18 protein-coding genes are annotated in these 22,656 nt (G+C 69.2%); 8 read left to right on the top strand and 10 right to left on the bottom strand.

Going from position 1 to position 22,656, the window contains the following annotated elements; all coding sequences use genetic code 11:
- Positions 1-51: 51 nt before the first annotated feature.
- Positions 52-1,269 (bottom strand): glycogen synthase, encoded by a 1,218-nt coding sequence (glgA, locus tag AC2CHE_RS02645; protein WP_484503263.1) that lies wholly within the window; start codon positions 1,267-1,269, stop codon positions 52-54.
- A 96-nt stretch (positions 1,270-1,365) separates the two neighbouring features.
- Here glgA and glgC point away from each other — a divergent pair, with 96 nt between their 5' ends.
- A complete protein-coding gene (gene glgC / locus AC2CHE_RS02640; protein WP_484503262.1) occupies positions 1,366-2,598 on the top strand; it encodes a glucose-1-phosphate adenylyltransferase in 1,233 nt (410 codons plus the stop codon).
- A gap of 109 nt (positions 2,599-2,707) precedes the next feature.
- A complete protein-coding gene (pgm, locus tag AC2CHE_RS02635; protein WP_484503261.1) occupies positions 2,708-4,354 on the top strand; it encodes a phosphoglucomutase (alpha-D-glucose-1,6-bisphosphate-dependent) in 1,647 nt (548 codons plus the stop codon).
- Positions 4,355-4,398: 44 nt separating this feature from the next.
- Here the strand turns inward: pgm and AC2CHE_RS02630 are convergent, their stop codons facing one another.
- Together AC2CHE_RS02630 and AC2CHE_RS02625 are read right to left on the bottom strand one after the other, a co-directional pair.
- Positions 4,399-5,328, bottom strand: a complete 930-nt coding sequence (locus AC2CHE_RS02630) for an NAD(+)/NADH kinase (protein WP_484503260.1) — start codon at positions 5,326-5,328, stop codon at positions 4,399-4,401.
- Positions 5,329-5,422: 94 nt separating this feature from the next.
- A complete protein-coding gene (locus tag AC2CHE_RS02625) occupies positions 5,423-8,527 on the bottom strand; it encodes a M14 family metallopeptidase (RefSeq protein WP_484503259.1) in 3,105 nt (1,034 codons plus the stop codon).
- Between the two features lie 215 nt (positions 8,528-8,742).
- On the opposite strand from AC2CHE_RS02625, the gene AC2CHE_RS02620 reads away from it, so the two are divergent.
- The 4 genes from AC2CHE_RS02620 to AC2CHE_RS02605 all read left to right on the top strand — a co-directional run bounded on the left by AC2CHE_RS02620 (position 8,743) and on the right by AC2CHE_RS02605 (position 13,733).
- Positions 8,743-10,026, top strand: a complete 1,284-nt coding sequence (locus AC2CHE_RS02620; RefSeq protein WP_484503258.1) for a glycosyltransferase family 4 protein — start codon at positions 8,743-8,745, stop codon at positions 10,024-10,026.
- Between the two features lie 125 nt (positions 10,027-10,151).
- Positions 10,152-11,318: a hypothetical protein gene (locus AC2CHE_RS02615; protein ID WP_484503257.1), complete on the top strand. Its 1,167-nt coding sequence runs from the start codon at positions 10,152-10,154 to the stop codon at positions 11,316-11,318.
- 47 nt (positions 11,319-11,365) lie between these two features.
- The gene (locus AC2CHE_RS02610; RefSeq protein ID WP_484503256.1) at positions 11,366-12,610 is read left to right on the top strand and encodes an MATE family efflux transporter; all 1,245 of its coding nucleotides are present in this window, start codon (positions 11,366-11,368) and stop codon (positions 12,608-12,610) included.
- Positions 12,576-13,733, top strand: coding sequence for a polysaccharide pyruvyl transferase family protein (locus AC2CHE_RS02605; protein ID WP_484503255.1), 1,158 nt, complete (start codon positions 12,576-12,578; stop codon positions 13,731-13,733). The genes AC2CHE_RS02610 and AC2CHE_RS02605 overlap by 35 nt, the downstream gene beginning before the upstream one ends.
- 41 nt (positions 13,734-13,774) lie before the next feature.
- Here the strand turns inward: AC2CHE_RS02605 and AC2CHE_RS02600 are convergent, their stop codons facing one another.
- The 3 genes from AC2CHE_RS02600 to AC2CHE_RS02590 form a co-directional block, all read right to left on the bottom strand.
- Positions 13,775-14,941: a glycosyltransferase gene (locus AC2CHE_RS02600; RefSeq protein ID WP_484503254.1), complete on the bottom strand. Its 1,167-nt coding sequence runs from the start codon at positions 14,939-14,941 to the stop codon at positions 13,775-13,777.
- A gap of 71 nt (positions 14,942-15,012) precedes the next feature.
- On the bottom strand, positions 15,013-16,317 hold the full coding sequence (locus tag AC2CHE_RS02595; RefSeq protein WP_484503253.1) for a glycosyltransferase family 4 protein: 1,305 nt from the start codon (positions 16,315-16,317) through the stop codon (positions 15,013-15,015).
- Entirely contained in the window at positions 16,314-17,363 is a 1,050-nt protein-coding gene (locus AC2CHE_RS02590) for a polysaccharide biosynthesis protein (RefSeq protein WP_484503252.1), read from the bottom strand. Before AC2CHE_RS02590 ends, AC2CHE_RS02595 begins: the two co-directional genes overlap by 4 nt.
- A 114-nt stretch (positions 17,364-17,477) precedes the next feature.
- Here AC2CHE_RS02590 and AC2CHE_RS02585 point away from each other — a divergent pair, with 114 nt between their 5' ends.
- Positions 17,478-17,774 carry a UDP-N-acetylglucosamine 2-epimerase gene (locus tag AC2CHE_RS02585; protein ID WP_484503251.1) on the top strand — a complete coding sequence of 99 codons (297 nt, stop codon included), beginning with the start codon at positions 17,478-17,480 and terminating at the stop codon, positions 17,772-17,774.
- Positions 17,704-17,934, top strand: a complete 231-nt coding sequence (locus AC2CHE_RS02580) for a hypothetical protein (protein WP_484503295.1) — start codon at positions 17,704-17,706, stop codon at positions 17,932-17,934. Before AC2CHE_RS02585 ends, AC2CHE_RS02580 begins: the two co-directional genes overlap by 71 nt.
- Before the next feature lie 59 nt (positions 17,935-17,993).
- Here the strand turns inward: AC2CHE_RS02580 and AC2CHE_RS02575 are convergent, their stop codons facing one another.
- The 4 genes from AC2CHE_RS02575 to AC2CHE_RS02560 all read right to left on the bottom strand — a co-directional run bounded on the left by AC2CHE_RS02575 (position 17,994) and on the right by AC2CHE_RS02560 (position 22,477).
- Positions 17,994-19,865: a polysaccharide biosynthesis protein gene (locus AC2CHE_RS02575; protein WP_484503250.1), complete on the bottom strand. Its 1,872-nt coding sequence runs from the start codon at positions 19,863-19,865 to the stop codon at positions 17,994-17,996.
- A gap of 172 nt (positions 19,866-20,037) precedes the next feature.
- The gene (locus tag AC2CHE_RS02570) at positions 20,038-20,682 is read right to left on the bottom strand and encodes an acetyltransferase (RefSeq protein ID WP_484503249.1); all 645 of its coding nucleotides are present in this window, start codon (positions 20,680-20,682) and stop codon (positions 20,038-20,040) included.
- Entirely contained in the window at positions 20,679-21,827 is a 1,149-nt protein-coding gene (locus AC2CHE_RS02565; RefSeq protein WP_484503248.1) for an aminotransferase class I/II-fold pyridoxal phosphate-dependent enzyme, read from the bottom strand. The genes AC2CHE_RS02570 and AC2CHE_RS02565 overlap by 4 nt, the downstream gene beginning before the upstream one ends.
- Complete coding sequence (locus tag AC2CHE_RS02560; protein ID WP_484503247.1) at positions 21,824-22,477, bottom strand: sugar transferase; 654 nt, start codon at positions 22,475-22,477, stop codon at positions 21,824-21,826. The genes AC2CHE_RS02565 and AC2CHE_RS02560 overlap by 4 nt, the downstream gene beginning before the upstream one ends.
- Between the last annotated feature and the right edge of the window lie 179 nt (positions 22,478-22,656).

Raw genomic sequence — 22,656 nt, 5'->3', positions numbered from 1 at the left:
GCCAGGTGGTGCCCGGCGGGCCGCCGGGGCGATGAGCGACGCCTGGACTTGTCAGGCCGCGTGGTGGCCCGCGCCGACCGAGCGGTACACCTCCAGGGTCTGCCGGGCGACGGCGTCCCAGGAGAAGTGTTCGACGGCGCGGCGGCGGCCGGCCAGGCCCAAGCGCGCCGTGCGCTGCGGGTCGGCCAGCAACTCGTTGAGCCGGTCGGCCAGGTCGGCCACGAAGCGGTCCGGATCCAGGGGAGTGCCGGAGCCGTCGGTGGCCTGATCGATCGGGACCAGCAGGCCCGTCTCGCCGTCGGACACCACCTCGGGAATGCCGCCGGTCGCGGTCGCCACCACCGCCGTCTCGCAGGCCATGGCCTCCAGGTTGACGATGCCCATCGGCTCGTACACGGACGGGCAGGCGAACACCGTCGCGTGGGTGAGCACCTGGATCACCTCGGGCTTGGGCAGCATCTCGGCCACCCAGACCACCCCGGAGCGCTTGGCCCGCAACTCGGCGACCAACTCCTGGACCTCGGTGGCGATCTCCGCCGTGTCCGGCGCGCCGGCGAGCAGCACGAGCTGGGTGTCCGCCGGCAGCTCCCGGGCGGCGCGAAGCAGGTAGGGCAGCCCCTTCTGCCGGGTGATCCGCCCGACGTAGACCACGCTGGGCAGGGCCGGGTCGATGCCGAGTCGCGCCAACACGTCGGTGCCCGGATCCGGGGCGTACTGCGCGGTGTCGATGCCGTTGTAGATCACGTGCACCCGGTCCGGATCCACCGACGGGTACGCGGCCAACACGTCCCGACGCATCCCCGCGCTGACCGCCACGATCGCGTCGGCCGACTCGTACGCCGTGCGCTCACACCACGACGAGAGCGCGTAGCCGCCGCCGAGCTGCTCGGCCTTCCACGGTCGCAGCGGCTCCAGGCTGTGCGCGGTCGCCACGTGCGGCACCCCGTACAGCAACTTCGCGGTGTGCCCGGCCAGGTTCGCGTACCAGGTGTGACTGTGCACCACGTCGGTGCCGGCACACCCGGCGGCCATCTCCAGGTCCACCCCCATGGTGCGCAGCGCGGCGTTCGCGCCGGTCAGGGCCGCCGGCTCGGCGTACGCCCGAACCCCCGGCTCGGTACGCGGCGCGCCGAAGCAGTGCACCCGCACGTCGGTGATCCGGCGCAGCTCCCGGGCCAGGTACTCGACGTGCACCCCGGCGCCGCCGTAGACCTCCGGCGGGTACTCCCGGGTGAGCAGGTCCACGCGCAGCCGTGCGGAGTCGGTCATGTCCGGCACCCTAGTGCACGATCCAACGCCGCACTCGGTCGCAGAACTGTCCCCGTACGAGTGGTGAACCGGCAGCGGTATGGATAGCGTCTGTTCATGGCTGCCAAGGTGCTCGCGATCGTCCTGGCCGGCGGAGAGGGCAAGCGCCTGATGCCGTTGACCACGGACCGGGCCAAGCCGGCCGTCCCGTTCGGCGGGATGTACCGCATGGTCGACTTCGTCCTCTCCAACCTGGCCAACGCCGGCTATCTGAAGATCGTCGTGTTGACCCAGTACAAATCCCACTCCCTCGACCGACACATCACCAAGACGTGGCGGATGTCGACGCTGCTCGGCAACTACGTCACCCCGGTGCCCGCGCAGCAGCGCCGTGGCCCCTGGTGGTTCGCCGGCTCAGCCGACGCGATCTACCAGAGCTTCAACCTGATCTACGACGAGCAGCCCGACTACGTGATCGTCTTCGGTGCCGACCACATCTACCGGATGGACCCCCGGCAGATGGTGAAGGACCACATCGCCTCCGGTGCCGGAGTCACCGTCGCCGGCATCCGGCAGCCGCTGTCGATGGCCGACCAGTTCGGCGTCATCGAGGTCGGCGAGGACGGCCGGCGGATCCGGGCCTTCCGGGAGAAGCCCACCGACGCCGTCGGCCTGCCCGACGCGTCCGACCAGATCTACGCCTCGATGGGCAACTACGTCTTCACCACCCGGGCGCTCATCGACGCGGTCGAACGCGATGCCGACGACAAGACCAGCAAGCACGACATGGGCGGCAGCATCATCCCGATGCTCGTCGAGCGCGGCGAGGCAAACGTCTACGACTTCCGCGACAACGAGGTCCCCGGCAGCACCGACCGGGACCGAGGCTACTGGCGCGACGTCGGAACCCTCGACTCGTTCTACGACGCCCACATGGACCTGATCAACGTCCACCCGGTGTTCAACCTCTACAACTTCGATTGGCCGATCTACACCGAGCAGCCGCCGTTCCCGCCGGCCAAGTTCGTGCACCAGTGGGGGGAGCGGGTCGGCCGGGCGGTCGCCTCGATGGTCTCGCCCGGCGCAGTGATCTCCGGCTCGCTGGTGGAGAACTCGGTCGTCTCGCCGAAGGCGAAGGTTCACTCCTGGGCCCACGTGGACGGCTCGGTACTCCTGGAAGGTGTAGAGATCGGCCGGCACGCGGTGGTCCGCCGGGCCATCCTCGACAAGAACGTCTACGTGCCCGAGGGTGCCGAGATCGGTGTGGACCTGGAACGGGACCGGCAGCGCTACACGGTCTCCGACAACGGCATCGTGGTCATCGGCAAAGGACAGAAGGTGGAACCGTGAGCGCGAGGAGTGAGCTTGCGAGCCCCGCAGTCGCGAACGAAAGGCAGGCTCCGGTGAGCGCGAGGAGTGAGCTTGCGAGCCCCGCAGTCGCGAACGAAAGGCAGGCTCCGTGAGCAGTCATCCCCGTGCCGGCCAGCCCGCCGAGCCCGCCGACCTGGTCGACGTACCACGGCTGGTGACCGCCTACTACGCCGAGCATCCCGACCCGGCCGACCCGGCGCAGCAGGTCTCCTTCGGCACCTCCGGGCACCGCGGGTCGAGCCTGCGTAACGCCTTCAACTCCGACCACATCCTCGCCGTCACCCAGGCGCTCTGCGACTACCGACGGGAGCACGGCGTCGACGGCCCACTCTTTCTCGGCCGCGACACCCACGCGCTGTCCACCCCGGCCACCGTCGATGCCCTGGAGGTGCTCGCCGCCAACGGGATCACCGTGCTGCTGGACAGCCGGGACGGCTACACCCCCACCCCGGCGGTGTCGCATGCCATCCTCACCCACAACCGGGGACGCACCGCCGGCCTCGCCGACGGCATCGTGATCACCCCGTCGCACAATCCACCCGGCGACGGCGGATTCAAGTACAACCCCACCCACGGCGGCCCCGCCGACTCCGACGTCACGAAGTGGATCCAGGACCGCGCGAACGCGATCCTCGCCGCCGGGCTCAAGGAGGTGCGCCGGATCCCGTACGCGCGGGCCCGCGCCGCCGACACCACCGACACGTACGACTTTCTGGGTGCGTACGTCGACGACCTGCCGGCGGTGCTCGATCTCGACGCGATCCGCGCCGCCGGGGTCCGCATCGGCGCCGATCCGCTCGGCGGTGCCAGCGTCGACTACTGGGGTGAGATCGCCGACCGGCACCGGCTCGACCTGACCGTGGTCAACCCGAGCGTCGACCCGACCTGGCGGTTCATGACCCTCGACGGCGACGGCAAGATCCGGATGGACTGCTCGTCGCCGAACGCGATGGCCTCGCTGATCGCCATGCGCGCCGACTATCAGGTGGCCACCGGCAACGACGCCGACGCCGACCGGCACGGCATCGTCACCCCCGACGCCGGGCTGATGAACCCCAACCACTACCTCGCGGTCGCCATCGCCCACCTGTTCCGTACCCGGGACCAGTGGGTGCCCGACGCGGCGGTCGGCAAGACCCTGGTCTCCTCATCGATGATCGACCGGGTCGCCGCCGACCTCGGCCGCCCGCTGCTGGAGGTGCCGGTCGGCTTCAAGTGGTTCGTGCCCGGCCTGCTCGACGGCGCGGTCGGCTTCGGCGGCGAGGAGAGTGCCGGCGCGTCCTTCCTGCGCCGTGACGGCGGCACCTGGACCACCGACAAGGACGGCATCCTGCTCTGCCTGCTCGCCGCCGAGATCATCGGGGCGACCGGGCGCACGCCCAGCGAGCACTGGGCCGAGCTGGCCGACCGGTTCGGCGCACCCGCGTACGCCCGCATCGACGCACCCGCCACCCGGGAGCAGAAGGCCGTGCTCGGCAAGCTCTCCCCGGAGCAGGTCAAGGCGACCGAGCTGGCCGGCGAGTCGATCACCGCGACGCTGACCACGGCCCCCGGCAACGGTGCCCCGATCGGCGGCCTCAAGGTGACCACCGAGTCGGGCTGGTTCGCCGCCCGCCCGTCCGGCACCGAGGACGTCTACAAGATCTACGCCGAGTCCTTCCAGGGCCCCGACCACCTGACCCGCATCCAACAGGAAGCCCAGGAACTCGTCACCGACGTGCTCGGCAGCGCCTGAAGTGGTCGCGGAGACGCGGGCGGGCGACCGGCCCAAGCGCCGGATCAACGCGGAGGGGGCAGTTCGCGGCGGCCGAGTTGACGGCGCAGATTCTCGGGGAGCAGTTCGCGGAGCTGCTCCGGCAGCAGCGGAAGGTCCAGCAGGCTCAGCTTGAGCTGGCTGCGTTCCTGGTAGCGGCGCGGGTCGAGGCGGATTACCAGGCCCGCGTCGGTGCGGTAGCCGATGTCCACCGCACCGGAGGTCGAGCCGTCCCGGATGACCCGGCCGTCGACCTCGATCGCGACCGGCGCGGACCCGGGACGCAGCTCAAGCCGGACCCGTTCGTCGGAGGAGAGCACCACCGATCGGGAGATGCCGGACATCGGCGCGCTCGGGGTGACCACCACGGCGCGGGTCGCCGGGGAGACCAGCGGCCCGCCGGCGGCGTAACTGTAGGCGGTCGACCCGCCGGGGGTGCTCACCACCAGCGCGTCACAGCGGTAGTAGCCGTACTGCTGGCCGTCCACCGCCAGGGTGGCGGTGACGAAACCCTGCCCGGGGCGGCGGATCAGCGCGATGTCGTTGAACGCCACCACGTCGTCGCCGCACACGTCGCAGGCCAGGCAGCTGTGCGACTCGACGGTGTACTCGCCGGCCAGCAGCCGATCGAGCGCCGCCGGCAGCTCCGGCGGCTCCACCTCCACCAGAAACCCCAGCTTGCCCAGATGTACGCCGAGCACCGGCTTCGGATCCGGTACGGCCGCCCGCAGCGCGCCCAGCATGGTGCCGTCCCCGCCGATGCTGACCAGCATGTCCGCCCCGGCCGCGAGCTGGCCCTCCGGTACCGGGCGGACGGACTCGGGCACCCGCTGCCGGTCCTGCTCGCGTACCGTCAGGGCCACCTCGTGCCGCACGGCCCAGGCGGCGATGGTGTCCACCACCGGGGACACGTCCCGGGTGGGGTGCAACACCAGCCCGAGCCGGATGCGGTCCATACCGACAGCTCATCACAGTCCGGACGCCCCGCATGCCGGTACGCGGCAAGGCGCGCCGGCGGTGTCCCGACCGCCGACGCGCCCTGGACCGCCGCTACCGGCGCGGTCGGCCGGTCAGCTGGGTCAGCGAGCGGGCAACCAACTCGTCACGGGCCGCCGGAGCCAACCCCTCCAGCCCGAAGCCCAGGTAGACGGTGTCCCGGGTGATCACCGCCGCACCTTCCTCGAACGCCTGCTGACTGCGTGACCAGTCGTTGGCAGCCGGGGCGGAGCCCTCCGGCGGACCGGCCACCGTCCAGCCACCGAGGTCCGTCTCGAACGACGTCTCGGCGACGGTGGCCCCGTCGATCACGACCCGGGTGTCGTCGACGAACAGGCCGAGACCCTGGGTGGCCCAGTCGCTGGCATAGCTGATCGAGACCTCCACCTGCCGGCCCGCGTACCCGGACAGGTCGGCCACGAACTCCTTCCAGCCGTTGGAGGTGCCGGTCGCCGCGTGCCACTGGCCGGTGCTGCCGGTCGGTGAACAGTCCTCCCCCTGGTAGTGGGCGAGGAACGGGTGCAGTTGAGCCACCCAGCCGGAGGCGCAGCTGTCCCCGGTCTCCTGGGTGGTCAGGCCCCCGGCGTCCGGCAGCGTGGTCCAGTTGCCGGTGCCGACCTCACGCGCCTCGACGAACATGAAGTCCCAGTTCGTCTCGATGTCGAACGAGGTGTGGAAGCGCAGCTCGGCGCTGCTCGCTCCGGTCAGGTCCACCGTCCGGGTGAGCCGCTTGTACGACTCGTCGGACTGCCCGCTGAACAGGTACCACTCGCCGGTACGCGGGTCGAACGGCGCCCCGCCCGGACGCCCCCAGCCCACCGGAGCGGAGCTGGTGAACTGCGGGAACTGTGCCGGCGGCAGGAAACTCGACGTGGTCAGGAACGCCGCGGTGTGGTCCTGGTTGCCGGCCGAGCCGTCGGCGTTGAGCGTCCCGGCGAATCCGGCGAACGCCCCGTCGTCACCCCGGACCGGGTACGGCTGCCCGTCGGGCGAGGTGCCGCCGTCACTGACGTAGTTGTACGCCCCCAGCCAGTACTGCTGGAAGTCGTTCAGCAGTGGCAGGCAGGCCGGATCGTCCGCGTCGGTGCACTCCGGCGGGGCGCCCGGCAGGTAGCCGTACGAACCGTTGGCCGCCTGGGCGTAGAGCGCGTACTTGCCGCTGACCAGCAGCTTGCCGCCCTCGTTGAGGTAGTCCCGGACGGACAGCTCGGTGTCCACCGCCGCCTTCGCCACCGTGCCCGGCACCTGACCCGGCTCCCGCAGGATGATGTCGTCGCCGGTCTCCCAGACCACCGCGTCGTAGTGCGACAGCACCCCCAGATGGTGCGGGGCGGCACGCCCCATCACGTCGAAGTCGTACACGTCGCTGCTGCGCCCGGCCGCCTTCAGCGAGGCGGCGATCTCGTCGGCGTACTTCGCGGTGGTGGTGTCCTGGGCCGGGCTGAGACCGGTGACGTCCTCCACCGCCAGCACCAGCACGTCCCCACCGATGTCGTCGTGCACCCGGTAGGTGAAGCGCTCGCTGCTGACCTTGCCCCGGCCCGGTTTTCGCGCCGTGAACCAGACCCGCACCCGGTCGCCGGGTCGGGCGCCGGTGACCTTGCCGCGCAGTTCGGCGAAGTAGTCGTCGTGGGTGTCGCCGTAGCGTTCACCGCCGCGCCACTCGCGGACCCGGGTGGACTTCACCCGGCCCCCGTTGATCGACCAGTTCAGCTTGACGTTCTTCAGCGAGCGCCGGGTGATCGCGGCGACCTGCTGGGTCCGGCCGTACGACACGTCGAAGGCGTCCACCACGAAGTCCGGGGTGCTGCGGCCGACCACCGAGACCGGATCGTCCGGCTGGTGGGCCGACTTCGCCACCGACAGCGCGAACGGAATGTTCTTGGCCACCTCGGCGGCGATCAGCTTCTCGTCGTCGGGGAAGATGAAGCCGCTGACGCAGTCCTCCGGCAGCCACTGGTCGTCCGGGTCCGACTCGGCCGCCGCCTGGCAGGTGGACATCTCCGGGGTGAAGCCCAGCGTGCCGTAGCGCACCGTGGCGTGGCTGTCCGTGTCGCCGTTGGTGGTGTACAGCTCGGCGGAGATGTCCGGGTCGTAGCCGGGCACCGCCGGGTTGGCGTCGTCGCCGACCATCGCCTCGTAGATCACGTCGTCCGGGGTCGGCGTGGCCACCTGCCAACCGACGCCGTAGAGCAGCAACTGCGCGGCAGAGTGGTAGTTGACGAAGAACTCGAACCTGAGCCGCTTGAACAACGCGTCCAGCGCGTTCGTCTCCGGCTCCGAGTTGGGGTTCGGCCCCCGGTAGGTTTCGCTGGCCGGGTCCGGCGAGGAACCCTCGTTGTCGTAGCCCCACTTGTAGCTGAAGTTGCGGTTCAGGTCGACGCCGTCGATCCCGGTGATCTGACCGTCGCCGTTGTTGTCGCGCAGGTTCTTGCGCCACAGCCGGTTGCCGGGTGTGAAGGTGTGGTCGTAGCCGTCCGGGTTGAGCACCGGAATGAACCACAGCTCGGTGGTGTCCAGCAGTCGGGTGATCTCCCGGTCGGAGCCGTAGCCGGTCAGTACGTGGTGCATCAACCGGCGGGTCATCTCCGGCGTGATCCACTCCCGGGCGTGCTGGGTGCCGCCGTAGAGCACCGCCGGCCGCTTGCCGTCCTTGATCTTCTTCGCGTTCTTCGTCACCTTGATCGCGAGGATCGGCTTTCCCTGGGCCGACCGACCGATGCTCTGCACCTTGGTCAGCTTCGGATAACGGGCCGCCGTCGCGGTGATCTCGTCGCGGATACCGCCGGGCTCGCTGTACGACCGGAAGGCCCGCCAACCCGCCACGCTCTGCTCCCGCAGCACCTGCGAGGCGTCCTTGCCGCGTACCTTCTTGACCTTCAGGTCGACGCCCTTGCGGGCCAGCCGGTCGGCCTGCGCCGGGCTGAGCACCGTCTCGATCTCCGTCTTGCCGGAATGGTCGGGCGTCGAGCCGTGCCCGACGTCGACACCGGCCTCCCGCAACTGGTGCAGCTGCGCGGGATCGACCGTGCCGACATACACCTCAAGACCGTCGCGACCGCCCGGATCGGACGGTGGCCGTGCGCTCGCCGGTGCGGTCAGCACCAGCGCACCGACCAGAGTGAACACGCCGGCGATCGCCAGCCGTGTGCGCCTCATCCTGCCCCCTTCGTCAGAGCCTCAGGTGAGCCTCGTCGGTGCCCGTGATCCATGTCAATCCGTGAATCGGACTCGGATACCCATGGAATGAAATGTCGCTGGAGCGGGAATCCATGAAGACTTCTCGTTATGGGTGAATTGTTCGCTAGTGATGATGTGCGGTGTTAGCTTGATTTGTCGTTTCCGGCGCTGATTCGGTCCAGGGGAGGGTTCCGATGGGAAATGAGTCCAGCCAGGCTCTCGTCCGAGAGACGTCTGGTCCAGTACCCACGGGGCGGCGGGCGGCAGGGACGAGGCGCATCGCACTGGTGACCCACGGTCTCCACCGCAACGGTGGAGTGGGAACGGTGGTCAACTGGCTGTACGAGGGGCTCACCGCGACGGGGTGCTACACCGTGGACGTCCATGACCTGGCGACGTCCGCACGCGACACGTCGAGCCGACGGATCCTCGCTCCGCGGTCGTGGTCACGCGCGAGCCTGCTCACCCGCTCGGGTGCCGCACCCCACGAGCGGTACTGGGGCGCCAACGCCGTCGAACTGGAGTTCATGCGTTACCGGCCGCGGAGCGAGTTGGCCGCAGCCCTGTCGGAATACGACTGCATCCAGGTCGTATGCGGAACGCCCGCCTGGGCGGCGCCGGTGCTCGGTGCCGGCCCACCTGTCGTGGTGCAGATGGCTACGCTCGCTCGATGGGAACGGGAATCCCATCCACGCGCGCAGGGGTGGGGGTCAGCTGCCTGGCGGGCCGGGATGACGCGGCTCACCTCGCGGATCGAGCGATCCGTGCTGCGCTCGGCGGACGCGGTCCTGGTGGAGAACCAGGCCATCTTCGGCTGGCTCAAGACGCACGACCAGTCAGACGTCGTACTTGCGCCGCCCGGCATCGACACCGACCGCTTCACGCCGCCGTCTGGCGGCTGGCGTGCCGATGGCTACCTGCTTTCGGTCTGCCGCCTGGGAGACCCCCGGAAGGGGCTGGACCGGATGGTCCACGCCTACGCCGAGGCCCTGCGGACTCGCCCAAGCCTGCCGCAGCTCATCATGGCAGGAAAAGGCCGGCCGGAGCCGTCCGTGACTGCCCTGATCGGGCGACTCGGGCTTGACGGGCGGGTGGTGATTCGTCCCGACGTGCCGGCCGAGCAACTGGTGGAGCTGTATCAAGGCGCCTCCGTCTTTCTACAGACCTCATACGAGGAAGGGCTGGGCCTTTCCGCCGTGGAGGCGATGGCATGCGGACTTCCGGTCGTGCTCACCGCCACCCACGGCGCGCGGGAGTGCGTGGCCGAGGGGCGAACCGGCTGGCTGGTCCCGCTGGAACCGGCCGGCGAGGTCGGCCGGGCGATCGCGGCGCGTCTCCTCGACGTCCACGACGGCTGCGGTGAGAGCATGGCGGTGGCGGCCAGGATTCGTTGTGAGCAACTCTTCTCGCGGCAGGTGGCGCTGCGGCGCTTCACCGACACATACGACCGCCTGATGTCCGGGGCGGGTGATCGGTGACGTCGGTGACCGCGGTTAGCGACGCCGGCCGCCGTAGCACGACACCCACTCGGTCAGTCACCCGCCTCCGACGGGGCAGACGACGACAGATCCCCCGACTGACGTGGATTCTGCAACTCTTTCCGGTGAGCATGGTGGTGCTGGCCCCGTACGCCGTGCTGGTCATCCCAATGGCTGTGGCGCACGACAATCCGCAGATCGGCTTCATCGCCATGCTGCTGGCGCTGGCGCTGGCCGGCACGGTGGCGGTGGAGTTGGCCTTCCTCGGCAAAGCGGGTCGGCGTGGCGAATGGCAGCGTGCTCTGGTCCGGTCCAACAGCGGCCATCCGCAACTCTTCAGGATCGCCCGCCTGGTCGCGCTGGTCAGTATCACCGCAGACCTCCTCGGCGCCTGGGCCGGCCGGGGAACAATCTTCACCCAGGTCTCCGGTGAGATCGCGGCATCTCCGGCAGCAACCATAAGCGCGCTGTTCTCAGGATGGCGCTACCTCGCGGTCGCTCTCCTGCTGGCCAGCCTGCTTGCTGGCCAGGCCGGGCGGTTAGCCTTTTTCGGCTGGACGGCGTGCCTCGTCGGCACCCAGCTGGTGCTGGTCATGATGACCGCAATGACCTCGCCACTGATTAGCTACCTGTCCTTTGTCGTCGCGGTGGCAGCCATCTGCGGAGTACTCCGGACCCGTGCGGTGGTCGTTTTGATTCTGGCATTGTTTCTGGTCTGGCCCACAATTTACACTCTGCGCAATCAGGTCAGGAGCGACGGCGGGGTGGCGGTCCAGGCGGATGTCGATTCAGCCGACCGCCTTCGTTTCGATCTCCAGGTGGCCCGTGCGAGCGAATTCGATGGTCTGGTCAGCATGGATGGCCCCGGCCTGCTGGAGATCGTCCGCTACGGGGTTGTGCCCCGGGTGCTGGATCAAGATCGACCAGCCCTGTCCACCGGCGTACGGATCAACGAGTTCATCGGCGGCAGTTCCAATTCGGCGTACACCTTCCTCGCCCTCGGCACGATCTATTTCCTGGAGGGCATCGGAGGTGTCGTCCTGTTCTATGCCGGCTGGGCGGTCGTGGCTCTCCTGCTGCTCCGGGCTCCCGGCGCGCCTGGCCCGGTCCGACTCTGTCTCTTCTGTCTCGCGGTGGCCAGTCCGTTGATGTGGTTGAGGGTGTATCCGGAAAGCCTCATCGGGTTCATCCAGTTCTCTGTTGCCGCGCTGCCGGTTCTGCTGCTCCTGCACCTGACCCGGCAGCGGGGAAGGCCGCGAGCAGAGCCCCGTGCTCCTCGGCCCGGGACGTGACCGCGCTGGTAAGGCGGACGCGTTTCCGCAGCGTCCCCACTGGCTTGTTGTCAAGTCTGGGGCGCCGTGGCGGCTTCGGCCGGCGGGCGGTCATGGCCCTGTCGGTGAACGGGCTGTCCAGCATGGGCAACCTGATGGTCTCGGTCACCATCGCCCGCGGCGAGTCCCTGGCGAGGCTGGGCCAGTTCGCCCTGGCCTTCTCGATCTATGTGCTGGCCGTCGGTCTGGTCCGTACGGCGATCACGGAGTCGGTCCTTGCCGGGCGGATGGAATCGGCAGCGCGGACGGCTGTCGACGGCGCACGCCGGGCGTGCATCGTAGCGGTCGGGATCGGTGCGCTGGCGGCAGTGGGCGGCATGCTGCTCGGATCCCCCTACCTCGCGATCATCGGCTTGGCCCTACCCGGCCTGGTGATCTACGACTACGTCAAGGCGATCAGCCTCGGTGTCGGCGTGACCAGGGTTGCCTTGGCGCAGGAGGCCCTATGGACCGGTTGCGTCGCGGCGGCTGTGGTCACCGCCCTGTGGGCGCCGGTCGCGCCCGTCCTGGTATTCGCCAGCTGGGCGGGGGCCGGGGCGAGCATCGGCCTGGCGGCCGCGCTGCGGCAGCGGTACGACGTCCTGCCCGGGTGGGGACTCGACCGTCACCAGACTCACGTCGCAGCCACCTTCGGAGCGCAGTTCCTGGTTACCAACGGTGCCGCCCAACTCGCCCTCACCGGGCTCGCGTCGGCGGCCGGCATGGCCGTCGTCGGTGCCGTCGGTGCGGCCCGGACAGTCTTCGGACCGGTAGCGCTCCTGGTGACCACGCTTTCCTCGCTGATCGTCCCGTATCTGGCAAGAAGACGGCCGACCACGACGCGAGCCCGGATCCGTACCGCCGGCCCCGTGGTCGTGTTGATCTTTGGACTCGCCCTGCCACTGGTGCTCGCGGTGTGTCTGCTGCCGGACGGGCTCGGCCGGGCCGTGCTCAGCGAGAACTGGAGCGCGGCTCGGCCGCTGCTGCCGCTACTGGCCGTGGAGGCACTGCTGGCGCCGGTGGCACTTGTCGCGTTCGCGGGGCACCGCGTACAGGCCGCCAGCACGAGGGCGCTCTTGATCGGTGGGGTCCTTGGCCCGGTCCGAATCGCAGTGATCGTCGTGGGTGGCGTCCTGTTCGGGGCCGGCGGAGCCGCTGGGGCGTTGGCCGTGCTCGCCGTCCTGAGCGCCGGTTCCTGGTGGCTCAGCTACTTGTCGCTCGACAGAGGAGGAGACCGAGGTGCGCTCGACCGTCGGACTGGTCTGTCTCGGTGAGGCAGGCAATTTCGGAGACGACCTGATCCTGATTGCCGGAATGAGCGCGATAGCGTCCGCCCAGGACGACGTGGAGGTTCGGTATTTGAGCTTCGGCAAGCCCGTCGACTGGACTGCGATCTCGACTCGTCTGCGGATCCCGCTGAATCCCACCCCGATCCGACCGGGGCGCGACCTGCCGGGGTCGCGCCGAAACGAGATGAGCTTCCAGGGTTGTGGAGCCGTTCTCTTCGGCGGTGGCGGACTGTTGCAGACCAGTCACCACCCGCACACGCCGTACCAGTGGTTGAGCTTCCTGCCACGACACCCGTCAGCCGCACCAGTGCTTGCTGCCGGACTGGGGCTGGGACCGTTGAGTGCGGACTGGCGACGCCGCCTACGCGAACGCGGCCTCCCGTTCGACGAGTGCTATCTGCGGGACGCCGACTCGGTGGCCCTGGCCGAACAGCAACTGGGTTGGCGCGTCAAGCGGTGTCGGGATTTTGTCGATCCAACCTTCCTGGCCCATCTCGGCGTACGCACCAGGCCGGGGCGGCCGAGGTCGCTGGGCGTGGCGTTGCGCCGGTGGCCCGGACTCGGGGTGACCGATACCGCTCGCCACATCGGCCGGGTTGCGGAGACGCATGGTGTCGACACCGTGCGGCTCTTCGTGCTGGAAGCCGGCGCCGGCGGACCTGACGTCACCTTCACCGAAGCGGTGTGCCGCCAACTCGGGCGCGGAGACGCTACCGTTCTGCCGTACGTCGGTGTGGATCTACTCGATTTCGCGGACGCGATGGCTGAGTGCTCGGTAGCGATTTCGATGAAGCTGCATTCGAGCGCCCTCTGGGTGGCCATGGACGTGCCGATCTATCCAATCTCCTACGCGCCGAAGACCGCGTCCTTCTTCGGGCAGCCATTCGACGGGCTCAGGGTCTACGAGCAGATCCTTGAGCCGGCGGTCGACGAGGACTGGGTTCCACGGGCAGCCGAGGTCGTGTCCGGGTGGCTGCGGCGGGCACTCGCCGGACAGGTGCCGGTGACCCGGGCGGTACTCACTGAGGGGGACAAGCTGCGACTCCAGGCCTCGCGCACCGTCGTGAACGTCTACCGCAAGCTCGGTCGCCAGCTGAGCGCCAGGTGAGCGGAGAGCGCTGAGCCCTGCGCCCGTCGCACCTCGACCGATCAGCCGCCGTCGGCCAGCCTGATCTGGTCCAGCAGGTTCGCCCCGGTGTCTCTCGCCCGCCAGCCGCGGTAGGCATCTCCGGCGGCCCGACGTTTGCGCAGCCACTGTTCGGGAGTGGCGGTGGCGAGCCCGGAAAGATGACGGGCGAGAGTTCGCACATCGAGATCGTTGAGGAGTTCGCCGCCGCCAGCCTGAACCACCGGGGTCCAGGGTGTCCGATCCGCGCAGATGACCGGGCAGGAAGCCGAGAGGCTCTCCGCGATGACGTGGCCGAAATTCTCGCCCTTGGTGGGAAAGACGAACGCGTCGTACTCGGCGAGAGTGGTGCGCACCTGAACAGGGGGCAGCACCCCCCGGTAGCTGACAGTGACCGAGGACGGCAGCCGCCGAATCAGGTCCTGACAGACCGTCCAGTAGGCGCGGTCCTCAATCGGCCCGTAGATGTCGAAGACGATTCGGCCCGTCACCTGCTCCAGAGCGGCCAGCGCAGTGTCGAGACCCTTGATCGGGTGGATTCGGCTGATGAAGACCAGCCTGAGCGGGCCATCATTCAGCGTCGGCGGCAGCGGCTCCGGGGGCAGGGCGACCTCGGTCCGGCTGACTTCGACGTGCGCCTGCCGAAAGATCTGTCGGACGGCTTCAGCCTCGGCCTCGCACGTCGCGTGCCACAGCACGTCACGTCGGCGAAGGAAGGGACGCCACAACGGCAGAAAGAGGCTCTTCTTGGTCGACTTGCAGTCCAGCGCGCTTGCGGCCAGTTCGCCGCGCGGTGCGACGAGGATTCTTCGAGCCCGGATCAGCCCCGTACGTACGCCAAGGACCGAGAGAACTGACGAGGGCGCCCAGAAACTGTTGACATAGAGAAGATCGAACCTGCCGCGGGTCAGCGTCTTGACGAGCAACCACCGGTGCCGGAGACGATGCGAATCGACATAGCAGACCTGAGCGTTGCGACGGCGGACGATGCGACCCGAAAGTCCCGGATACGGTTCGGCCGAGCCGAGGTCGCGATCACGGGTCACCACGAGCACGTCAACGGCGTCGGAGGCCGAGTCGATCATGTTCGCGATCGACCGTATCGGCCCACCGGCCCGGAATCCCGGTTCGAAGTACTCGCAGACAAGAAGCACCCGGAAGGGCAGTGTCGAGCTTGATGACCTGGACATCTCCGGTTCGTTCTGCGGCGTCAGCCTGTCTTGCGCCGCGATATCGGGAAGGTGACGACGATGAGTGTCGTTCACGCGGGTCCCCCTCGGCGGTTGGGCTTGCGGCCGCCCTTCGTGGCCGCCGCAGCCAGCAGTTCGGCGAGGACCTCAGCGTTGGCCGTCTCGCTCATGAGAAGTCGGTAGTGGTCGAGACCGGCTCGCCCCATCGCCCGTAGCTGAGCACGGGGGGTGGCGTGGGCCAGCCGGATGGTCTGGGCCAGCCCGTCCGGATCGCCCGGGGCGGTGGTGAATCCGGCGCCGGCCTCGCGTATCGCCCGGGCGACCTCACCGGGCGCACAGGACAGAACCGGCTGGCCGCAGGCGAGGATGGTCTGCACCTTGCTCGGCATGGTGATCTGGAACAGCGGCTCGTCGGCGAGGCAGACGAGCTGGATGTCGGCGGCGGCCATGACGGTGGCCATGCGCTCCGTCGCGACCGGGTCGACGAAGTGGACCGTGCGGAGGCCGAGTTCCGCAGCCGTCGTACGCAGGGCGGGCTTGCTGACCCCGTCCCCGACCAGCACCAGGTGCACGTCGGTGAGATCCCGGAGCCGGGCCATTGCCGCGATCGCGACGCCGAGATCCTGCGCCGGGCCGTGGTTGCCGCCATAGAGCACCACGAAGTCGTCGGGTGACAGGCCCAGACTGATGCGCAGGTGCGGTTCGGGCTCGGTCGGCTGCATGAGCTTCTCGTCGGTCCAGTTGTAGACGACGGACACCTTTTCCGGGTGCACACCTCGCGCGACCAGGGTGTCCCGCAGCCCGGGGCAGGGGACCGTGACGTGCTCGGCCCAGCGATAGGTGAGGTCGGTGAATCGGCTCAACGTCGTCTCGGCGGCCCGGCGAGCCAGGCCGCTGGAGAGGAAACCGGTGGCGAAGACCGAGTCGGGCCAGAGGTCCATCACCATCAGCACGTACGGGAGTCCCCACCGAAGCCGGGCTGCCAGGGCCGCGGCAGCCGCCGTGGCCGGTGACGAGTAGACGAGCGCCACATCCGCAGTACGCAGCAGCGAGGAGCCAAGCAGCGTCGATGACGTCGCCCAGGTCAGGTAGTTGAGGGCGCGACCGGCAGCGGACCGGTCGTGGCTCGGGTGCAATGGGGTCCGCAGCACCCGGAGACCGTCCACCTCATCGAGGACCGGTCGGCGGTGTGAGTAGCCCGGGTGAACGATGCCGGTCGGATAGTTGGGCACCCCCGTCAGCACGTCCACCTCAAAGCCCTGCCGCTGTAGACAGCGAGTGAGACCCAGCGGAAGGTGCACCGGCTCCGGTGGGAAGAACTGGCTGACCAGCGCGACCCGCGTGGAGACCTGGTCGACAGCGTCGGGCCTCGTCACCTGCTGAACATCTCGGTCGGTTGGCCGACCGCGTCCAACTGCGCTCGGATCTCCGGCAAGGTCAGCAGCAGTGACATGATCTCGGGGACGTCCAGTCGCCGAGCGTTGTGCGAGTGGTAGTCCGCGATGTGCTCCTGGCGGGTGTCGCCTTCGTCGAAGTAGAGGGCGTAGTTCAGGTCTCGGCTGTCGATCGGCACCCGCAGGAAGTCGCCGAAGTCCTCGGCTCGGGCCAGGTCCTCGCGGCTTGCCAGGGTTTCGTACAGCTTCTCGCCGTGCCGGATGCCGAGCACTTCGAACTTCGCCGGAACACCGAACAGATTGCACAGTGCGATGGCGAGATCGGCGATGGTGCAGGCAGCGGCCTTGCGGATGAAGATGTCGCCGGGCTGTCCCTGCCGAAACGCGTGCTCGACCAGCTCGACGGACTGACCCAGCGACATGAGGAACCGGGTCATGCTCGGCTCGGTCACCGTCGGCGCCACACCATTACGGATCTGCTCGATGAACAACGGGATGACCGAGCCTCGCGAATACATCACGTTGCCGTACCGGACGCAGCAGACCCGGGTGCGTGCCGACGGGTTGATCCGCGCCTGCGCCTGGGCGACCTTCTCCATCAACGCCTTGGTCATGCCCATGGCGTTCACCGGGTAGACGGCCTTGTCGGTACTGAGCAGCACCAGTGCCTCGACGCCGTTGCGCTCGCAGGCGTCGACGACGTTGGCGCTGCCGAGCACGTTGGTCCGGACCGCTTCCAGCGGGAAGAACTCGCAGGACGGCACCTGCTTGAGAGCTGCGGCGTGGAATACGAAGTCCACTCCTCGCGCCGCTTTGTGAACGCTGTCGAAATCCCGAACGTCCCCCACGATGTAGCGCACCCGGTCGTCGCGCAGCCGGTGCCGCATGACGTCCTGCTTGGACTCGTCGCGGCTGAGTACGCGCACGCCAGCGGCACCGGCGTCGAGCAGCCGGGAGACCATCGTCTGCCCGAAGGAGCCGGTGCCGCCGGTGATGAGGAAATGGCTGCCCGAAAGTGAGGAGTTCACGCTTCCTCCGTCTTCTGCGGCTCCGGGGGGAGCTGAAGATTCGCGTCGAATCAGACAATACAACTCGTCGGCCGCGGAACGGCGGCAATTCAAAAGGCGGCGGAAAATTTGCTTATGCGACAATCGTTCGCGCTTTGGTGCACCACCTACTGTTCTGATGGCTCGTTGAGCACGGGTCCGTTAGTGCCGGTCCACATAGAGGCGGGCAACCGATGCTTCGACCTCAACGTGCCGGCGGAGACCAACCGTCGTCTGGTCGATCACGTCGCCGACTTCGATCTGGTCTACAGCGAGCACGCTCGACTGCCTGCGGGCCGTCCGCGCCGAGTGGGGCCTGCCCGTGCTGGTCTCCACCCATCCACGTACCCGCAAACGGCTGGAGTCACTGACCGACGATGGGACAGACCTTGACGGCATCGTCGAGGCTGTCCGGGTCGCGGTCGAGCAGGTGGCGGTGGCTGGCGTGTCCTGTCCGGCCGACTACCAGGTCGCCGGGACGTCCCGCGTCGTGGTGAACTTCATCCTGTCTACCGTACGGCGGCACCACGACTGGGCGGGCATCCGCCGCTGAGCGATGCGACCAGGGGTCTGCGACGGATCGGTCACCATCCCCTGGTCGGTACGCAGGTGCTACCGGGGCAGCGGCAGGCCGCCCAGGATCGTGTCGCTGACGCGACCGGCCGGTCGGACACAGAAGCGGGCCAGTTCGGCGTTGACCTTCGCCGGGTCGTCGAACGGGTCGAGGCCGCTGATCTCCAGCGGATCGAGTGGGGGCACCGCGACGTGTGACACCAGCGGGTGCAGCGGGCGGGCGTCGGTCTCGCCGACGCCGAGCAGGTCCTCGTGTAGCTTCTCACCCGGACGCAGGCCGGTGTAGACGATCGGCACGTCGCTGCCGGCCTGCTCGGCCATCTGTCGGGCCAGGTCGGCGATGCGGACCGGTTCACCCATGTCGAGCACCAGTGCCTCACCGTCGCGGCCGATCTCTGCCGCCTGGAGGACCAGGTGCACCGCCTCCTGCATGGTCATCAGGTACCGCGTCACCTCGGGGTGGGTGACGGTGAGCGGGTTGCCGGCCTCGATCTGCCGCTGGAAGGCGGTGACCACCGACCCGCGGCTGCTCAGCACGTTGCCGAAGCGGACACTCAGGAAGGTGCCGGGGAAACGCGAGGCGGCGTGCGCGGTGAGCCGTTCGGTGATCCGCTTGGAGTAGCCGAGAACGCTTATCGGGTCGGCGGCCTTGTCGGTGGAGATGTTGACGAACTTCGCCACGTCCTGGCAGGCGTCGAGCACCGACAGGGTGCCCCACACGTTGGTCTTCACCGCCTCGCCCGGGTGCCGTTCGAGCAGGGTGAGGTGCTTGAGCGCGGCCGCGTGAAAGATGATCTCCGGTCGACGATCCCGGATGATCCGCCGGATGGCCTCGTCGTCGCGCAGGTCGGCCAGGATCAGCTCGGGTCCGTCCAGCATCGCGCGACCGTCGAGCGACATCTGGAGGGCGTGCAGCGCCGACTCGTCGCGGTCGAGCATCATCAGCTCGCCCGGGTTGGCCTTCATCACCTGTCGGCACAGTTCGGAGCCGATCGAGCCGCCGGCGCCGGTGACCAGGATCCGTCGGCCGGTGAGGCCGTTGGTCCGGACCGCCATCTCGGCGACGACCTGCCGGCGGCCGAGCAGGTCGCTGATCCGCACGTCGCGTACGTCGGTCACGGTGATCCGGTGGTCGACCAGGTCGCGTACCGGCGGGAGCACCTTGAACGCCGCGCCGGTGTTCAGGGTGGACTCCCGGATCTGCCGGATGAGCGCGGCTTCGGCGTTGGCGACCGAGAAGATCACGGTGGTGGCGTCGGTGCGGCGTACCGCCTCGGCGACGTCACCGCGCCCACCGAGCACCCGGATGCCGTCGACGCAGAGGTTGCGCTTGTCCGGGTCGTCGTCGAGGGCCCCGACGGGCCGGTAGCGGCTGTGCGGGTCGGTGAGCAGCGCGCGGAGCAGTCCCTGGCCGGCGTCACCCATCCCGAACAGCAGCACCGGGGCCGACGAGCGGACGTCCGGACGCAGGGCCAGGTCACGCTGGTGCCGGTAGGCGAACCGGACGGCGAGCATGAACAGCAGGGCGAGCGCGCCGCCGACCAGCGGAGTGCTCGCCGGCACCGGCCGTTCCGGAGCCGGCAGTACGCCGAGCAGGACGATCGCCACGGTGGTGAGGGCGGTTCCGGCCAGCCCGCGAACCTCCTGAAGACTGCCGAGCGGGTGGCGTCCCGAGCGCACCCGGCGCGCTCCGGCCACCGCCACGTACAGCCCGGCGGCGATCAGTCCACAGCCGGCGGCGCGGGTCAGTTGGGTGGTGGTAAGGGCGAACTCGTAGCGGGTCCAGGCAGCAGCGACGAACCCGCCCAGCCAGGCCGTGGCGTCGGCGGCGAGGAACGCCAGGGTGCGCCACCGGATCCTGCTCCGGCGCGCCGTCGGGTCCGGGCGCCGGCTGGTCTGTGTGTCCCGCATCTGCGGCTCCTGTTTTGTCGAACACTTCCGCCCGGGGGTGAGCGAAAGGGGCAGTACGCTCCTGTCCTTGTTACATGCGGTATGAGTGCTCTGTTGGCTTTTCGGCGATTGATGGCGGATCGCCTCGGGTGTGCTGACCAGCCGGCTCATCGGTTCGGGTCACCCGGACCGGTCAGCGGGCCGGCACGCCCTTGACCACGACGCCGGCGGGCACGTCACGCACCACACAGGCGCCCGCGCCGACGGTGCCGTCCCGACCCACCCGCAACCCCTGAAGCACGGCGGCGGTGGTGCCCACGAGCACACCCTCCGCCAGCCGACACTCCCCGGAGATCGCGGCCAGTGGGTTCACCGACACGTGGTCGGCCAACTCGCAGTCGTGCCCGACGGTGCAGTTCTGGTTGAGATGCACGTGCCGCCCGAGGGTGACGTTCGTGGTGACCCGTGCCCCGGCGAAGGCGACCAGACCCGGGCCGTGCCGCAGGTCCGGGCCGAGCGTGGCGTCGGGGTGCACGAGACTGGCAGCCGGTGTGCCGTACCGGTCGACCCGTTCGGCGACCGCCCGGCGTACCCGGGGGTCGCCGATGCCGATGACGTGGTGGGCGTCGGCGGGCGCCTCGGCGAACCAGGACATGCCGCCGAGGTACGGCACGTCGAGTCGCTGCACCCGCTTGAGGTTCACCTCGCTCGGGCGGTCGTCGACGAAGCCCAGCACCTGCCAACGGGGCAGGAGGGCGGCGGCGTTCACGGCGTGGGCGATGGTCAGGACCTCCCGACCGTGCCCGCCGCAGCCGACGATGACCAGGGGGAGAGTCACGCCGCCGGGACCCCCGTTCGCACGGCCAGAAACTCTTCGATCGCCGAGAGCACGGCGGTGACCTGCGGTTCGGTGAGGGCGCTGCCGCTGGGCAGGGTCAACCCCTCGGCGTAGAGGCGCTCGGCGGCTCCGGTGAGCCGGCTCTCCGTGTCGGCGTACGCCGGTTGCAGGTGCATCGGCTTCCACACCGGACGGGTCTCGATGTTCCGGGCGGCCAGGTGGGCGGCCAGGTCTGCCGCGGTCCAGCCGGAACGGTGCGGGTCCACCCGGATGCTGGTCAGCCAGCAGTTCGAGCCGGTGTCCTCGGCGCCGACCAGGTCGGCCCCCGGTACCGGGGCGAAGAGTTTGGCGTACCGGTCACGCAGCCGCCGCCGCCGATCGATCATCCCGTCGAGCCGGATCAGCTGTGCCCGGCCCAACGCCGCAAGCAGGTTACTCAACCGGTAGTTGTAACCGGTCTCCCGGTGCTCGTAGTGCGGGACCGGCTCGCGTGCCTGGGTGGAAAGGTGCCGTGCCCGGTCGAGCAGCGCCATGTCGTCGCCGACGAGCATGCCACCGCCGGAGGTGGTCATGATCTTGTTCCCGTTGAAGGAGAGGGCACCCACCCGGCCGAAGGAACCGGCCGGCCGGCCGAGATGCGTGGCGCCGAGCGCCTCCGCGGCATCCTCGATCACCGGAACGTCCACGGCGGCGCAGATTGGCAGCAGCGCGGTGTAGTCGGCGCAACTGCCGAACATGTCGACCGGGATCACCGCGCCGACAGATTCCCCACGCGAGCGCAGGTCCTGTAGCAGTTCAGCGACGAGGGCGACGTCGATGTTGCCGGTGCGCGGATCGCAGTCGACGAAGACCGGTCGGGCCCTGGTGTAGCGGACCGCGTTGGCGGTGGCCACGAAGGTCAGCGTGGGTACCAGCACCACGTCCCCCGGGCCGACGCCCAGCCCCAGCAGCGCCAGGTGCAGCGCGGCGGTGCCGGAACTGACCGCCACCGCGCCCCGGGTGCCCACCCGGGCGGCGACCTCCCGCTCGAAGGCGTCGAGATCCGGACCGACCGGCGCCACCCAGCCGGAGCGCAGCGCCGCGATCAGGTACGACTCCTCCAGTGGCCCGATGTCCGGCGAGGACAGGAGAATGGTGTCGGTCATCGTCGGCTCCCGAGGAACTCGGGCATGGTGGTGTTGCCCTCGGCCGAGATGCCGTCCTGACGCAGCACCGTGCCGACGGTGGCGGCCAGGATCGACAGGTCGAGGCGGAGACTGCGGCTGGTCACGTACGCCACGTCGAGCGAGAACTTTGCGTCCCAGTCGAGGCTGTTGCGCCCCCGGACCTGGGCCAGCCCGGTGATGCCCGGGCGCACCTCGTGCCGTCGCGCCTGGGTGGGCGAGTACCGGCTCAGGTACTCCGGCAGCAGCGGTCGGGGACCGACGATGCTCATGTCACCCTTCAGCACGCACCAGAGTGTCGGCAGTTCGTCCAGGCTGGTGGCCCGCAGCCAACGACCTAGCGGGGTGAGCCGGTCGGCGTCGGTCAGCAGCCCCCGGGCCGGGTCCGGTGCCCGCATGGTGCGGAATTTGATCAACTCGAACGGTCGGTCGTCCCGCCCGATGCGGCACTGCCGGAACAGCACCGGTCGGCCCAGCCGCACCGCGACCGCCACCGCGACCACCGTCATCAGCGGCGCGGTGAGCAGCAGCAGCACGGTCGCGACGACCACGTCGAACAGCCGCTTGACCGGATCGTCCGGCCGCGCGGGCCGGGGCGAGCGCGGCGGCGCGGTCACCGAGGATACGGGCACCGTTCTGACCTCCGTACGTCAACCGGTCATAGCAGACAAACGGGTTGTATCAGACTGACGGCTCGTAAGATTCGAAAATAGCGACAGTCAACACGGATCCCGACACGTCAACCCGCGAGAACATGCAAAGGACACGGGTCCCGGCGCGCCGCGTCAGCTCGGGGTGTGTCGCCTAGCCG

This window comes from Micromonospora sp. ATLC16 (assembly GCF_057196645.1).
The sequence above is the reverse complement of the archived record's forward strand: the minus strand, read 5'-3'. Positions and strand labels throughout refer to the sequence as shown.

Excerpts from the sequence above, each read along its gene's own strand:
- AC2CHE_RS02630 (WP_484503260.1), bottom strand. The coding sequence starts at position 5,328 with ATGGACCGCATCCGGCTCGGGCTGGTGTTGCACCCCACCCGGGACGTG.
- AC2CHE_RS02585 (WP_484503251.1), top strand. The coding sequence starts at position 17,478 with ATGCGACAATCGTTCGCGCTTTGGTGCACCACCTACTGTTCTGATGGC.
- AC2CHE_RS02600 (WP_484503254.1), bottom strand. The coding sequence starts at position 14,941 with ATGTCCAGGTCATCAAGCTCGACACTGCCCTTCCGGGTGCTTCTTGTC.
- AC2CHE_RS02625 (WP_484503259.1), bottom strand. The coding sequence starts at position 8,527 with ATGAGGCGCACACGGCTGGCGATCGCCGGCGTGTTCACTCTGGTCGGT.
- glgC (WP_484503262.1), top strand. The coding sequence starts at position 1,366 with ATGGCTGCCAAGGTGCTCGCGATCGTCCTGGCCGGCGGAGAGGGCAAG.
- AC2CHE_RS02565 (WP_484503248.1), bottom strand. The coding sequence starts at position 21,827 with ATGACCGACACCATTCTCCTGTCCTCGCCGGACATCGGGCCACTGGAG.
- AC2CHE_RS02620 (WP_484503258.1), top strand. The coding sequence starts at position 8,743 with ATGGGAAATGAGTCCAGCCAGGCTCTCGTCCGAGAGACGTCTGGTCCA.
- glgA (WP_484503263.1), bottom strand. The coding sequence starts at position 1,269 with ATGACCGACTCCGCACGGCTGCGCGTGGACCTGCTCACCCGGGAGTAC.
- AC2CHE_RS02575 (WP_484503250.1), bottom strand. The coding sequence starts at position 19,865 with ATGCGGGACACACAGACCAGCCGGCGCCCGGACCCGACGGCGCGCCGG.